The 15,961-nt window shown below is 41.7% G+C and carries 10 protein-coding genes; 2 read left to right on the top strand and 8 right to left on the bottom strand.

The genetic code is table 11. The annotated features are described in order from the left end of the window. Positions 1 to 148: 148 nt before the first annotated feature. The 8 genes from gmd to HYN46_RS03230 form a co-directional block, all read right to left on the bottom strand. Entirely contained in the window at positions 149 to 1,183 is a 1,035-nt protein-coding gene (gene gmd / locus HYN46_RS03265; protein WP_114898080.1) for a GDP-mannose 4,6-dehydratase, read from the bottom strand. A gap of 98 nt (positions 1,184 to 1,281) precedes the next feature. After that, positions 1,282 to 6,465, bottom strand: a complete 5,184-nt coding sequence (locus HYN46_RS03260) for a glycosyltransferase (RefSeq protein WP_114898079.1) — start codon at positions 6,463 to 6,465, stop codon at positions 1,282 to 1,284. Next, positions 6,465 to 7,196, bottom strand: coding sequence for a DUF4214 domain-containing protein (locus HYN46_RS03255; RefSeq protein ID WP_114898078.1), 732 nt, complete (start codon positions 7,194 to 7,196; stop codon positions 6,465 to 6,467). The genes HYN46_RS03260 and HYN46_RS03255 overlap by 1 nt, the downstream gene beginning before the upstream one ends. Positions 7,197 to 7,410: 214 nt before the next feature. Beyond that, entirely contained in the window at positions 7,411 to 8,658 is a 1,248-nt protein-coding gene (locus HYN46_RS03250) for a glycosyltransferase family 4 protein (protein WP_114898077.1), read from the bottom strand. Between the two features lie 5 nt (positions 8,659 to 8,663). Next, positions 8,664 to 9,317 carry an ABC transporter ATP-binding protein gene (locus HYN46_RS03245; protein WP_114898076.1) on the bottom strand — a complete coding sequence of 218 codons (654 nt, stop codon included), beginning with the start codon at positions 9,315 to 9,317 and terminating at the stop codon, positions 8,664 to 8,666. Next, positions 9,314 to 10,135 (bottom strand): ABC transporter permease, encoded by an 822-nt coding sequence (locus HYN46_RS03240; RefSeq protein WP_210009327.1) that lies wholly within the window; start codon positions 10,133 to 10,135, stop codon positions 9,314 to 9,316. The genes HYN46_RS03245 and HYN46_RS03240 overlap by 4 nt, the downstream gene beginning before the upstream one ends. Continuing rightward, a complete protein-coding gene (locus HYN46_RS03235; protein WP_114898075.1) occupies positions 10,132 to 11,292 on the bottom strand; it encodes a hypothetical protein in 1,161 nt (386 codons plus the stop codon). The genes HYN46_RS03240 and HYN46_RS03235 overlap by 4 nt, the downstream gene beginning before the upstream one ends. 3 nt (positions 11,293 to 11,295) lie before the next feature. Then, positions 11,296 to 12,717, bottom strand: a complete 1,422-nt coding sequence (locus HYN46_RS03230) for a mannose-1-phosphate guanylyltransferase/mannose-6-phosphate isomerase (RefSeq protein ID WP_228254873.1) — start codon at positions 12,715 to 12,717, stop codon at positions 11,296 to 11,298. Positions 12,718 to 13,264: 547 nt separating this feature from the next. On the opposite strand from HYN46_RS03230, the gene HYN46_RS03225 reads away from it, so the two are divergent. After that, positions 13,265 to 13,648, top strand: coding sequence for a RidA family protein (locus HYN46_RS03225; RefSeq protein WP_114900563.1), 384 nt, complete (start codon positions 13,265 to 13,267; stop codon positions 13,646 to 13,648). A 39-nt stretch (positions 13,649 to 13,687) separates the two neighbouring features. Next, positions 13,688 to 15,958: a primosomal protein N' gene (locus HYN46_RS03220; protein WP_114898074.1), complete on the top strand. Its 2,271-nt coding sequence runs from the start codon at positions 13,688 to 13,690 to the stop codon at positions 15,956 to 15,958. Positions 15,959 to 15,961 lie beyond the last annotated feature (3 nt).

The raw sequence follows: 15,961 nt of genomic DNA, 5'->3' as shown, positions 1-15,961 counted from the left end.
AGTATCGCAGAAATCAAAAAAGGAAGGAGATTAAAAAAAATCTCATTTCATGAATTACGAATATAATTTTTATAGTTTCATCATACAAAGAATCTGGGATGAACATAATATTTCCATCCCATATCAGAACTTTTTAAATCGACAAGTATTAGAATGAAAACCCTTGTTCATTACGACGAAGATCAGCTTCAACCATCATCTTACAAAGCTCTTCCAGAGTCGTTTTAGGCTCCCAACCAAGCTTAGCTTTAGCATGTGCAGGATCACCAATAAGCAATTCGACTTCTGCTGGACGGTGAAACTTTGGATTAATCTTCATCACGGTCTTGCCTGTTGCAGTATCAACCGCAATTTCATTGACATCAGTCCCTTTAAACTCTACGGTAATGCCCGCAGCTTTAAATGCCATGGTTACAAAATCACGTACTGTTTCAGTACGATTTGTTGCCAGAACAAAGGTATCTGGTTCATCCACTTGTAGCATCAACCACATACCTTCGATATATTCTTTCGCAAATCCCCAATCCCGCTTTGCATCTAAATTTCCAAGCTCTAACACGTCAAGCTTACCTAACTTAATCTTGGCAACGCTATCAGTGATCTTACGCGTAACAAATTCACGACCACGCAAAGGTGACTCGTGATTAAATAAGATGCCACTTGAAGCAAAGATTCCATATGACTCACGATAATTAATCGCCATCCAATGGGCATAAAGCTTCGCTACGCCATAAGGACTACGTGGATAGAATGGGGTATTTTCTTTTTGCGGGATGGCTTGAACTTTACCAAACATCTCGGATGTAGATGCCTGATAAAAACGAATTTTGGGGTTAACAATACGAATAGCTTCCAAAAGGTTAACAGGACCGATTCCTGTAATCTCAGCAGTTGTAATCGGTTGTTCAAATGAAACACCGACAAAACTTTGTGCTGCAAGATTGTAGACTTCGGTAGCTTCCGTTGTTTGCAATAAACGGATACTTGCAGATAAGTCAGTCAAATCATATTCAACGAGATGTAAGTTTGGATTTTTTTCGATCCCAAGTTCTTCAATTCGCCAAAAATTTACAGAGCTTGTACGACGATATGTGCCGTAAACTTTGTAACCTTTACTCAAAAGCAATTCGGCCAAATAAGCGCCGTCTTGCCCTGTAATACCTGTAATAACCGCTGTTTTCATAAAAGCAACCCTTCTGTTAGATACCGTTATTTAACTTTCTGATTTCAAATGATGGCCAGAAATAAAAATCCACCTGATTACACAAATTTTAAAAAGTATTATCTGAAAAAATCCAGAAACTTCTCACTAAACTTTTTCTTCAATGGCGAAATATCAGTGCTATTTTCATTCAATACTAATTCAGAGTCCTGGTTTGAAGAAAGTTTAGATTCGTTGACTTGTTCCTCCTCGACGCCTGAAACAACTTTTTCTTGGAGTGCAGGGTCAACTTTCCTACTCTTTTTATCAAATAAAGAACGTTTTGCGACACTGACGACCGGCTTCTCAACTTTTTCTTCATGCAATGATTCTGGCTCTATATCCCTAGTACCCGATATCTGATCTATAGGTATAAACTCAAGCGAAGAAAGTTGCATACTTGTTTGATCATCAACTTTAACCCTAACTTCCATGTCTAAAACAGAATGATCTAGCTGCACATACAAAATTATAAGTAAGCCATTTGTAGAGAGAGCCGATAATTTTTTAGAAGCTAAAACTTGAGATCCTCGATCAATCACTACATCAATCAAACAGTCACTAGTTTGCTCAATACGTCCGTAAATTTTTATCTGATAGCTACCGGATGGCAATGCTAGGTATGGACCATATAAGAGATAGCCGGCGACTCCAGTACTGAAGATATCAAAGTTGATGTATCGCCCAACTTGAGAGTAGATACGACTATCAGCAGCTAAAAACTTCCGAGAGCCATGTGCCAAAACACGATTTTGCTCATCATTCAATAAATTCGGGTAAATTAATAAATCACTGACTTTGATATCTGACAACTCATTAACCCAAACTCGCACCTCTACGTCAGGATAATCTCGTTCGAGGTGCAGTGATAAAACAACTAGCTTATTCGTTCCACTTAAATATCTAATTTCCTGATGGGCTAGTTTCTCCCCTCCATTCACAGCAACATCTAAATAAGCTCCCGCTACGCCGTTGCCTGCTATTTCACCCTCAATAACGACAACATAATTCCCGGCTTTGAGTGGGATATACAACCCAAACAAAAGATAGCCCGACTTGCCTGAACTGAGAATCTCCAATCCTTCGCGCCGTCCAGCTTGAGTGTGAAAACGGCTATCACTTCCACAATAATGTACAACGCCGTATTCAATGGGTTTGACATAGGGGGAAAGCTCAATGCGACTAATTGTTATATCAGATTGCGCCGTTACCCATGTTCGAATTTCAACACTCGTATAATCCCGCTCTAATCGCAAGGTAAGTGTGGCAATCTGACCACTTGCCTCAGTGGCTTGGAATTTATGCTCTAATAAAACAGTGCCCCCATTAACAGCGATATCAATATAGGCACCACCTGCTCCCCCTTCGCCCAACTCGCCAAAGACTACAAGTGTATAATCTCCAGCAGATAAATTTATGTACGGACCATAGATCAAACAACCCGCCTCAAAATTACTTAAGATACTGTGACCTTTAGCTTTTCCAACAACTGTATTTAAACGATCATCGCTTCCCCAATAGCGATAAATACCGTCGTGTTCCCACGTTAAATAAGGCTGATTGTTGACAATGATATCGAGTAGATTCGAGGTACTCTCTCTCCAAGTCAACCACGGGATATGATCCGATAAAGGAATATCTTTAATAGAATAACGCGCTAGCCATTCTTGAATAGTTGCAGCTAGCTCTTGACCAGTATGGCCTGAGTAATAGGACGCATTTGCACCAGCAACCTCGCGAAATACAGGAATATCCCGCGCAATAATCGGCAATTTATGCTGTGCAGCTTCAATAAGTGGTAAACCAAATCCCTCACCATAGCTTGCTGCAATTAAACAACTCGAGTTTTCATAAATCTGCTCAAGAAATTCGTCACTGATACTTTCTAACCAAAATAACCTGCGATTTAATTTAGAATGATCACGGATCAGTCGAATGGTTTCTTCCATCCTCCAGCCTGATTTACCGACGATGACCAAATTAACATCAACATTATTAGCCCATAATTCATTAAAAGCGTCTAATACCTGCTTGTGCCCTTTACGTGGCTCGACCGTTCCGACCATTAGAAAGCTAGGATGAGCTTTAATCTTTGCGAGTATTGAAGCCGCATTATTGACTAATCCAGTGGTGGGCTTTGATGCTTGTATATCCGCACCAAGATGAAACCAGTTCACTTTTAAAGCCCGCTCTCTTTGAATGCCGTTGACTTTAAGCCAACTCATAACATCCGTAGCAACGGATTGTGAAATACAGATGATTCCATCACTTTCAGCATAAACTTTCAGCCACCGATGAAACTGTTCAGCAGCACCATCATTAAAGAATTGGCTATGCGTTATTGACAACAAGTCATAAATAACGAAGCGTACTTCCACACCATAGTTTCTCAAGGTTTGATAAAAATTACGATGCGTCAGAACAAATGGATGCAAATCTAAACCTAAGAAAACATCTCCTGATTTAAAGCTAATCGGCTCATCTGGGAGTCCCGTCTCAGGACAGTCAAGGAAGCTTAAGGTAAAGTTTCTCGCATAATAATAGGAGTGCTCACCATTTGCATAAATCGGCTCAACCTTAAACCCTACTGGAGGATTTAAAAGTAACTCTAATAAAATACTCCGGACAACGCGCTGGATGCCGCTTTTCGAGTCACCACGTACTAACTCAGAAATATCAACTAAAAATTGCGGTGCCCCAATCTGAGGAGGAATAGAGAGATCTATCGACTCAGATAACGCAATTAAAGCTTGCTCATCACTTGGCGGAACCTTCAACTCAGAAATCGCATTAATAAGCGCTGGAACTTTAACCACTTTCTCAGCATAGATTCGCTCAATCTGCACCGCATATTGGCTCGCACACTTTCGAGGATTATGCTGAGTTAGAATAATTTCTCGGGCTCGCCTCCCTAACACACTACGCTGCTCAGGATTACTCCACAACATTTCGAGGGCATTAATTAAGTCAATATCTTCATATAAGTCAGGTAATTTAAGGACGCCGTCATCAGGCAAATCAGCCATGCTACCGTTACTATTAACAATCGTAGGCAGACCATAATTCATACAATCAAGAACAGTTCCAGAGGTCTCTCCCCTAGACAAGGTTCTTAATTGGACACCGAGATCGGCGATAGATAGATATTTTCTGAAATCATCAGTATCCGTCCAACCCGTGATGCGGATACGATTCGATAATCCGCTCTTATTGATTGTTTCTACTAACTGATTTCCATATTCGCCATTATGATTTTCACCGACAAAGATAAGCACACAATTTGGATCTTTTGCTAAATCCGAAGCCAACCATGCATCTAATAAACGTCGATTTTGCTTTGTCGGACCTAACAGACCAAAACTACAGATCACAAAACTATTTTCACTGATCCCGAGTTTCGCTCGATACCGCTGACTATCCAAAGTAGGGACGGCTGTTCTTAAATGGGGAATCACCGCCCAATCTTTTGCTGAATCTTGACCATACCATTTTTGAGATAAACGACGAGAGTTCTCAGCATGGACAATGACACCTGTTGCATCCTGCAGAACATGAGCATTCGCAGGATATTCCCAGATGACATCCCCAATATCAGGAATATGATATCTCTTTTCAACAGGGATATAGCCATGACTAAACAGCAAGGTATTTCGCCAAAAGTCTGGGCGATAACCAGTCAACTCCATATGAGAGACAATTCCCGATAAAAAGAAATCATGTAAAACAACAACGCCTGGAACCTCTTTGAGCAGGCTAAACATGTGCTGATGAAAGTGCGAATTTCCGAAGTGATACAAAACCCGTTCATATTTATCTGCATGCGCACGAAGCCATGCCGAATCTCTAATTTGACAATTGGCTGAAACCCAAGGATCAATAACGGCGCTCTGCTCAACAATAACCTCAATGTCATAATAGCGTGAAAGCTCTGGTAAGAGTTCAGCACTGTAGTCACTGATCCCACTTCTTTCTGGTGGCAATGGAGAAACATAAGCCAACTTTAAACGCTTGGTAGGTAATACTGAGTTCATTTTTTTGCTTTGACCAGTGAACCATATGTTCAAAGCATCCAGTAAACGAATTGCACTAGTATCCCAAGAAAAAAGCTTTGCTTGCTCTAAACCGTGCTGCTGCAACCGTAATCTAAAATCCGCATCAGTTAATACTTGATACAACTTTGCAGTCATCGCCTCTTGATCGAGAGGATTGAATAATGCTTCTTTATTACCCACTACTTCAGGCAAACTTGATGTATTTGCAGCGATGACCGCGCGACCACAAGCCATCGCTTCAAGCGCTGGCAGACCAAAACCTTCATGCCACGAGGGAAATACAAAGGCTTGACACAAATTATAAAGTGCTATTAGATCTTTTTCTGGCACGAAACCCGTCAGAATGACCTCATGTGGCGAGAGTCCCTGCTCTCTAATTAACCCCTCTAAAGCCGCACGACTCGGTGGCTGTATATCACAGACAATAGCCAACTGCCGTTCATTTCTTAATGATATTGGCAATTGGGCATACGCACAAATAAGACCTTCAATATTTTTTCTGGGGTCAATCCCCCCGGTATACATGAGGAATTCATGCTTGAGCTGATATTTACTTCTTATCGCTAACTCTTGGCTTTTCTCTATATTTTGTGGCTGAAACTGCTCATCGGCTGCAGTTGATATATTAATACAACTTTCTTCCGAGAACCCTAGAAAGCCAATTCCTTCTTGACGAGATGACTCAGAAATACCAAATAGAATATCTGCACGCCTTAAGTGGTCAATTTTATTGTCATACCAAGATGCAACCAGAGGGTTAGCCAAATAAACATCTCGGTTAATGTAGGGAATTAAGTCGTAAAGAATAACCGCAGTCGGCACCGTATTACTCAATAAGCCTACACTCGTGACAGCATTACCATGGAAGCCTTCAAAAAGACTACTCACCAAAACAATATCGGGGTTCAAGCTTGCTAAAAAAGCCTCCCTGATAAGCTCCGCAGCCTCCCTGCGGCTATCATTCGCCGATTCAATCTGGGAGACTGGAGCCTGAGCCTGCCAAATACGAATATTATTTTTTGGTAATAATGGGCTGAAAATCGCTCGAATAAACTCCACACTTTCAGGAAACATTCCATTTAAAGCCAAGATAATTTCATTATCTTGCCCACCATTCTTGATGATCGCCTGTGTTAAAGCAATGGTATAGCGTCCAATCCCTCGATAACGACTTCCGCCTTGAACACCTTGCATGTCTATAACAATACGCATTAACGATCTCCCTCAAAATGGCTCGTCGACTTCGTTTTTAATTGCTTAAAAATCCCACTGGCTCTGGATGATAGTATATTCGTCACTTTGGGCGGCTCATCTGGAATATTTTGAGAAACTCCCTCCACGGAAGTAAGCTCTACCCTCTCATTCCCAGTATGTTTCTGAGCTGCAATTGTGGCAACCAACTGTCCTTGTTGAGCAATGAGCTGTCCTTGCTGTTCAATTAACTGCCCCTGTTGCTCAATTAACTGTTTAAAAACCTCTATCGATTTATCGAAGCGAGAATCTTCTTGACCTCCTGATACCAAGAATCGATGCACAATACCATTCAAACGATGTTCTACTGCAGTAATAACATCAGCATTAACCGTAGCATATGATCGGTAAACACGATTATTGCTCAGCAAATTACGATGTATTACACCTAATACAGGTAAACGTAGGATTCGACTCGCTATCAGCTCGGCTTTTAAACCGGGAAGCTTTACACCAATTTCACGCGCTTCACTAGAAGTATGCAACTGATGTAAGATTCTTGCTTTTGGGACTCCTGAGCGCAGTCTTCCCAAATAGTATCGAAGTCCCTCACTATCAGGATAACGGTTCAAAAGTACCCCATACGCGTTTTCAATGAACTCTTGATCGTCGTATTTCATTAAGGCCTTAATATCCCCGATATTTCCAGATATATGTTTTGATCTATCGTTAATAGAAATTTCATTTGGCATCTTAATAATTCCTGCACAAGGCTCTTAAATATCTAAAATTAAAATAATTCATTAACTTAAAAATAACGTGTACTATCAAGATAATTTATTTTCAATCAAATTAATTATCGTTAGCAATGACTCAATCTCTCTTTAAAATACTAAAACACCAATAATCGTTTTAAATAAAATTATTATAATTTATCGATTACACAATAACAGTCCACACTCCGAGTCAGGCAATACTTAAACAAGTAAGCAATTTTTGGACCCCGTCTTGCCAAGAGGGAAGAGGCTCTTTATGTGACTGTGTTAGGCCCATTTGAATCTGCTCAAGCCAATTCGCAATACTGATCGCTAAACTATCCGGAGAACCATTACTAAAAAAAGTTACCGCCGTTCCGGCACTCTCACGGAATACAGGAATATCACGGATTAAAATAGGCTTATTGTGACCAATCGCTTCCATCAACGGCAAACCAAAACCCTCTCCTTCTGATGCAATAAGCACGCCTTCAACAACTGTATACAGTTGTTTCAAAAACTCATCACTAGCATCATCCAACCACCATAAGCGCTTTTCACTTTGAACATGGAAGCGCAATCGACGCTGAAGAGATTCTGTTTTCCACCCTGAACGACCGACAATAACTAAATTGATGTCATGATGTTCTTGCCATAGCTTCTCAAATGCATCCAAGACTTGCCCATAACCCTTTCTAGGCTCTATCGTACCGACCATGAGTACAGTGGGTTTTTTTTCTAAAACAGACAAAATATAATCAACGTTCTCAGGCAACCCATGGCTTGGTAAGCTTTCATCAATCTCAACACCTAATGGAATAACGCCAATTGGCAGTGCATCTTTCGTAAAACCGAATTTTTCGGCCAACATTGTTTCCAACTCAGCTTTACCACATTGGGAGATACACACGGCGCTATCTGCAAAAATGGCTACTGTTTTAATCCAACGCCGAAAATTCTTCACTGTTTTATTGCTAAACCATTCTGGATGTAACAAAGGAAGCAAGTCGTAGACAACAATATGTACACTTACACCTTTCTTTTTCCAATCAATTAATTGAGTCTGATATCTTGGTAACAAATGAGCTGCAAGATCCAAGCCTAAAAAGATATCACCTGCATTCACCTGTACTTTACTATTTTTATTATTTTTGAGCGGATGATTCAAAAAATTAGAGGCATATCGATAACCATGTCGCTTTGTCGCAAAAATTGGTCGAATACAATAACCTTTGGGTGGAGATGCAAGTAAATACATCATAATCCCCCTTACTACGCGCTGTATCCCTGTTCTTGCATCGTGATTGATGATCACTGAGACATCTATCAGCAATTGACGTTCTTTTACATCTGCATCAATCTCTCTATTTCTTATAGAGCCGGAAAAAGCTATAACTTGCTGACGAGCAGACCAAGCAGAAATTACATTAAAAGCCAATCGGTACCAAAAAAAACCCATATAAATCAACCAAACGATTCTTGATAATAGACATATGCATCATCTACATTCTCAAAAAATTGTAACTTCCCATCTAATATGACTGCAGCATGATCACAATGCTCCCTGACATAACCAGCATCATGAGAAACCATAATCATCGCACGATCTTTTCTTTTTTCAAAAAGCTCGATATGACATTTCTCATGGAATCGACTATCACCAACGGCAGTAACCTCATCAATCAAAAAACAGTCAAATTCAACAACCATAGAAATCGCAAATGCCAAGCGAGCACGCATTCCTGAGGAATAGGTTTTAACAGGTTCTTTTAAATAACGCCCCAATTCAGAAAATTCCTGCACAAACGGAATTTTATCCTCTGTTGTTGTTCCATAGATACGACATATAAATCTTAAATTATCAATCCCAGTCAACGTCCCTTGAAAAGCGCCCCCAAATGCCAAAGGCCAAGACACACTCATTGTCCTGATAATATCACCTGACGTTGGACGCTCGGCACCACTGATAAGACGAATAAGAGTAGATTTTCCTGAACCATTACGACCCAAGATTCCAACTTTTTCGCCAGGCATCACCTGCAAATTAATATTATCCAAAACGGTTACTTCCCCAGAATGAACTGGATAGCGTTTAAAAACATTATTTAGTTTTATCACTCTGGAGTCACCTTTCTGCTTACAATTCGTTCTTGTGTAAGCCCAAAAGCAGTTAAGCATAGGCAAATAAATGCCATATAAGGCAAATTATAATGAGCTGTTACTGCAGAACCGAAATAGCCCTCTCGGACCATCTCCACACCATGAACCATCGGCAAAAGAAGAACAAATTTCTGAGCTGCTGGAGGGAGCCAATCCACCATAAAAGCAGCTCCGGACAGCGGGAATAATAGATATGACATAGGATGCCATAGTTTATCTACAATCTCTGTACGGGAACTCAAAGCACCAACAACCAAGGCTAGAGACACACCGAACCATGTAAGCATAAGCCACCCAACAATAACCTCTAAAATGTCCTCTGGCAACTTCAGCCAACCAATCGAAAAAAAGACGATTGAAAGAATAAGAAAGGATGCCGTAGCTCCAGCAAACTCCAAAAACAATCTAGATATATAGATATCTATGACTTTAACATTTCGATGGTACATCAAGGAAAGATTAGGCTCTACGGCTGCCGCAGTACGGCTCGGCATATTCCGCCAAAGTAAAACAGAAGAATAACCAGTGATCGCAAAAGCTACGATCGGAAGTTGATTTGAACCATGCGAGACCTTAGACAACGTCCAAAGCGCAGTCACACCCAGCGTAAATAACATCGGCTCTACAAATAACCATAAAAAACCGATGTTATGACGCCCATATCGAGTCAGAATCTCACGCATCAACAAAGCATGAATTACCCTCTTTTGAATCACCAAGGATTTAATAAGAGAGGGTTTAACAATCAATTTATTGTTTGATTGATTTAGTTTCAATCCTGATGCTCCAAAATACCGGCGAACAGCATAGAAAGAACACCCCAAACAATTAAGCCCAAAGCAAATGTCGCAAAAACATTACGAATCCTTCTCGGCTCCATGGCTTTATCAGGCTTGTTAGGCTGAACTATACGCTCAACATAGAGCTGTTTACGTTGAGAGTCATTCTTGGCAACTTCCAAATTTGCTAGAGACGCTGCAAGTTGTTTACCTGCGACATCATAATTAAACTGTAATTGATCATACTCAGGGGATTTCGTAGAAAGAGACCGCTGCCCACCTGACACACCTGACGTTTGTCTGGAAATTTCACTTAGGAGTGTTGCCTTTTGATTTTCAAGAACAGGTATTTGGGGGTTCTTAGGAGCAAGAGCCTTTATCTGATTTAACTGAGTAATTGTAGTAACTAATTGATCTTGTAACTTTGAGACTTGTTCTAATTGCAATGCAGATTGTTTATCTGTATCAAAAATACCCTGATTATTACGATACACAGATAAAGCTTTCGCAGCAGCAACGGCAGCTTGACGAGCACTATCAACTTCTGACTGAGCTGATCTGACAGAGTCAATACGCCCACGGTCATTCATTTTATTGACTAGTGCCTCACTCAACTCGATAAGCTGCTCGTTGATACGCCAAGCATCTTCGGCAGTATAAGCTCTAACCTCCAAAGTCGAGATTGACGACACTGTATCCAAATCGATAGTTACTTTTTTGGAATAATACTTATACAATGATTCAAAAGAATTTTCTGCACTTAAACCCCCAAAACGATTGAAGATATCTATATTTTTACTACCATAGACTTTCTTTAAATCCATACTGCGGTCTAGGGTAAACATGGCATCGCGTGAGAGCATGTAATCATGCACAGAATAGACATCATCTTGAGCTTTGGAGAATCCCGCTCCTTGAAGTAAAGCACCAATACCAGAAGAGGACTGTTGCTTTTGAGGACTCCTAACGACATATTCCGATGTTGAAATATAAACATCGGATGCAATAAGCCCATAGTAAACAATTGATATAAATGTTGGCAGGATAACAACAAGCGCTAAAAGAAAATTCCCCCTCAGCCAAGCAACCAGTCGTTCAAAAAACGACCGTTGAATAACCACTGTATCCACCGAATCAATATGATTAGCTTGCATAAATTAGCAACGTCCATAATTATCTTGAAAACGCACTATATCATCTTCACCCAAATATTCCCCGCTTTGTACCTCAATCATAATGAGCTGAAGTACTCCAGGATTTTCAAGACGATGTCGATTTCCAGCTGGAATATAAGTTGACTCATTCGCACCCAAGAGCAACGTCTTATCCCCATTGGTCACTTGTGCTGTTCCACTCACTACAATCCAATGCTCACTACGATGATGATGCATTTGTAAACTTAAACTCGCTCCAGGCTTCACTTCAATTCGCTTAATTTTGAAACGTGAACTTTCCTCAAGGATGGTATAAGTCCCCCAAGGTCTTGCTACGGTACGATGCAATTTAAATGCATCGTGCCCTAAAGCTTTGAGCTGCGCGACAACCTTACGTACGTCTTGCGTTTTATCGGCATGGACAACCAATAATGCATCTGGCGTATCAACAATAACTAAATCCTGCACCCCAACTGCCGCAACCAAGCGATCATGACTCTGTACATAGACATTACGTGAATCCACAATCACGGATTGCCCCACTGTACGATTCAATGTCTCATCTGCAACAGTCAACTCACTCACGGCCTGCCAAGATCCAATATCGCTCCAGCCAAAATCGCATGGAATAACCGCAACCTTATCTGAACGTTCAAGCAATGCATAATCAATTGAAATATCGGGAAACTTTGCAAAAATATCCGCTGAATAGTCCTGCATAGACGTTACCGCGCCGTCGCCAAGCTGAGCACGGCAGGCTTGTGCAATAGTTACAATCTCCGGTGCTGTCTTTTCAAGCTCACTCAAGAAAGTTCCCGCTTGGAAACAGAAAATACCCGCATTCCACAGATGATTACCACTGGCCAGCAATTGTTGTGCCTTTTCAAAGGCGGGTTTTTCAACAAAGCGCGCAACAGAATAACCCACACCAAGCACATCACCACATTCAATATAACCAAAACCAGTCTCTGGTGCGGTTGGTGTAATGCCAAAAGTGACCAAATAACCTTGACTTGCGAGAGTCGCGGCAGCAGCAACTGCATCTTCAAAACGCTGACCATCTTTAATCAAATGATCCGCAGACATCACCAGTAATATTGCTTCGGGTCCCTGCTTCTCTAAAATATCCAATGCTGCTAAAGCAATCGCTGGTGCTGTATTACGTCCAAAAGGTTCAAGTAAAAAAGTAGACTGAACTTTAGAATTAACTTGTGACAAATTATCTTTGCTTTCAAAGAAATAATCGCGGTTAGTTACAGTCACTAAATAGTCTGTACTCATAACTGAAGCTGCACGCTGATAAGTCTTCATCAGGAGACTCTGCCCATCTGCAAGCTTCATAAACGGTTTAGGATATCCCTCACGAGATACAGGCCATAAGCGAGTACCCGCACCACCAGACATAATCACAGGAACAAGAATCATTGATGTAACCCACCTATTTGAAAACCAGACTAATTTTTACTTACTTTTGTTTAGAACACACAAGCAAGCAAAAAACATGCTAACAACAACATGTAATCAAAAAAGAAACCGGAAAAGAAGTCGTCTATCTAAAAGGAAAAATGCATCTTGCCCATCCAGCAACTGTCGATTATTCCCCAAAAAATAATCGTTCTTTGTCGATAGCGACACTTAGACAGTGAATCGGAGCAAGTACTTATGACTTGACTATAATTGCTCAGATCACTTTAAGCAACCCCACACATTTTGATGCAAAAAAACACTTCATACCAACAAGTCACTGTTAATATTTAATTTTTATTGAATATTTATTTGTAACTCGAGATAGTAAGCAATTTGGCATAACACAACGATCACAATTGGCTAACAAGTCTCTGTAGCTTTTCTAATACGAATCACCCCACTTTCATCACCTTAGTCTCATCAGATTGCGGTGCAATGCTGTATCATTCAAAAGAATTCTTTTTCTGTTCTCATTACATCATTCTTTTTTCGATCAGGACTCATGATTATGCGTCGAGTTATCCATACCTCTCTTGCTCCAGCCGCTATCGGAACATACTCACAGGCAATCCAAACGGGTAACACTGTCTATTTGTCGGGTCAAATTGGTCTAGACCCTGAAACCATGCAGTTGGTTGAGGGGATTGAAGCACAAATTCGCCGCGTTTTTGACAATGTGCAAGCAGTATCTGAAGCTGCTGGTGGTTCACTTGCGGATATTGCTAAAATCAATATCTTTCTGATTGATCTGGCAAACTTCCAACTCGTCAACCAAATTATGGGTGAATATTTTACCGAACCCTACCCGGCGCGTGCAGCTCTCGGTGTGGCAAGCCTGCCCCGTGGTGCACTCGTGGAAATGGATGGTATTTTAGAACTCGCGGACTAAAATACCCCTTACTTGGCGTTCTGATTTCACCACATTCCTATGAGCACTATTTTGGTGCAGGTTGCAGTACCTGTACCTCTCTTTGAACTTTTTGACTATGCACTTCCTGCTGACACTCAAGTGCCTACGGCAGGTTGCCGTGTGCGTGTGCCTTTTGGATCACGTGAGCTGATTGGTATCGTGATGCAAACCAGGCCATTTAATTCAGAAGAAAATGAAACGGATGAATCCTTCGTTACTGAGCACAAAATAAAATCGATTTTGGAAGTCATCGAGTTCAAACCGATTATTCCTGCAACGACATTAGACTTACTCATTTGGGCAGCAGGCTATTATCACTATCCTTTAGGAGAAGTCTTAAGTGCTGCATTACCAGCACTACTCAGGCAAGGGCGCCATCTTGACTTACTCACCCAATATTGGCGTGTAGCACCCGATGCAAATTCAGCAGAACTATCGCGATCACCAAAGCAACGTAAAACATTCGACATTCTCAATCTCCACGATCAGCGCGGTGCACCGGAAAGCATCCTGATTCTGATGGGTGTTGAACGCGCATCATTACTGTTGTTAGAAAAACGCGGTCTGGTCGAATCATTCATGCAACCGCGGGAACTGATCAAGCATCCAGTGAATCTTGCACACATGCCATTACTTGCCAACCCTGAACAGCAATATGCAATAGACCAAATTCATGCTGTTTTAGGTAGATTTCAAGGCGTGCTCCTAAATGGGCTGACGGGGAGCGGTAAAACAGAAGTCTACTTACAGGCCATGCAGCCTGTACTGGAGGCAGGACAACAAGTTCTCGTTCTGGTACCGGAAATTGGCTTAACTCCGCAAACGATTAATCGTTTTAAAGCACGTTTTCATGCAGAAATCGTCATGTTGCACTCCAATATGAGTGATGTGGCGCGTCTACAGGCGTGGCAAGCGGCTTATACTGGACACGCCAACATTGTGATCGGAACCCGCTCGGCTGTGTTCACACCAATGCCTCATTTAGGCTTAATCATCATTGATGAAGAGCATGACCTCTCCTATAAGCAACAGGATACCTTTCGCTATCATGCCCGTGATGTCGCTTTAAAGCGCGGATTTGATCAAAAATGTCCAGTCCTGCTGGGCTCAGCAACACCATCTCTTGAAAGTCTCCATCTGGCTGCTGAAAAGAAGCTGTTGCATTTGCACTTAAACGAAAGAGCTGGAAATGCCGAGTTTGCGCGAATTCACTTAATCGATTTACGCAATAAAAAAAGAGAGAATGGCCTTAGCCAGCCTCTTTTAGATGCCATAGCAACACGGCTGAAAGCAGATGAGCAAGTCTTGGTTTTTCTCAATAGGCGGGGGTTTGCACCCGTTTTACTGTGCGATGCCTGTGGTTGGCAAGCGGATTGTCCACGATGTGATGCGCACTTAACAGTGCACTACACTCCGAGACAGCATTTACATTGCCACCATTGTGGATATCAAAGTCGCTTGCCAACCGAATGCCCTGCGTGTAAGTCAGTCAATTTGATCCCGACAGGCGCCGGAACTGCAAGGCTTGAAGAGACTTTAATAGGTCACTTCCCCGATCACCCGATTATTCGCGTAGATCGCGATACAACGAGTCGCGTAGGGAGTTGGGATAAAATATATCAACGCGCCAATCAAACCGGTGCAGCAATCTTACTCGGCACCCAAATGCTGGCCAAAGGACATCACTTCCCGAACGTTACCTTAGTAGCCATCGTCGATGTAGATGGTGGTTTTTTAAGTGTGGATTTTCGTGCCCCTGAACGTATGGCACAGTTAATCTTACAGGTTGCAGGACGTGCAGGGCGTGGTACTAAAACAGGACAGGTCTTGATTCAGACCCGTTATCCAGAAAATCCTCTGCTACTGACGCTCATTCGGCAAGGCTATGGGCAGTTTGCCCAAGAGATGCTACAAGATCGAAAATCAGCAAGACTACCGCCCTATCGACATGCGGTTCTAATTCGGGCGGAATCACCCAATGCTGAAAAAACGGAAGCCTTTCTAAAAGCCGCGATACATGCATTTAAAATGGGCATAGAAGAATATCAACAACAAACTGGACAAATGATCTCCACCCCCCACGACCCCAATGGACTCGAAATTTGGGGTCCTATTCCGGCACCAATGGAGAAGCGGGCGGGCGTTTTTCGGGGTCACGTTTTAATTCAATGTGCACATCGTAGATTACTACATCATCTGATCGAACCCTGGTGGCCCGCTATGATGCACCTTCCTGAACGACGAGGCATACGGGCATCACTCGATGTTGATCCAATGGAACTGTCCTAAGCC

The organism is Aquirhabdus parva (assembly GCF_003351745.1).
Taxonomy (GTDB): domain Bacteria; phylum Pseudomonadota; class Gammaproteobacteria; order Pseudomonadales; family Moraxellaceae; genus Aquirhabdus; species Aquirhabdus parva.
The sequence above is the reverse complement of the archived record's forward strand: the minus strand, read 5'-3'. Positions and strand labels throughout refer to the sequence as shown.

Bases quoted from the DNA above. Each gene is read 5' to 3' on its own strand.
- HYN46_RS03250 (WP_114898077.1), bottom strand. From the start codon at position 8,658: ATGGGTTTTTTTTGGTACCGATTGGCTTTTAATGTAATTTCTGCTTGG.
- HYN46_RS03235 (WP_114898075.1), bottom strand. From the start codon at position 11,292: ATGCAAGCTAATCATATTGATTCGGTGGATACAGTGGTTATTCAACGG.
- HYN46_RS03255 (WP_114898078.1), bottom strand. From the start codon at position 7,196: ATGCCAAATGAAATTTCTATTAACGATAGATCAAAACATATATCTGGA.
- HYN46_RS03230 (WP_228254873.1), bottom strand. From the start codon at position 12,717: ATGATTCTTGTTCCTGTGATTATGTCTGGTGGTGCGGGTACTCGCTTA.
- HYN46_RS03220 (WP_114898074.1), top strand. From the start codon at position 13,688: ATGAGCACTATTTTGGTGCAGGTTGCAGTACCTGTACCTCTCTTTGAA.
- HYN46_RS03260 (WP_114898079.1), bottom strand. From the start codon at position 6,465: ATGCGTATTGTTATAGACATGCAAGGTGTTCAAGGCGGAAGTCGTTAT.
- gmd (WP_114898080.1), bottom strand. From the start codon at position 1,183: ATGAAAACAGCGGTTATTACAGGTATTACAGGGCAAGACGGCGCTTAT.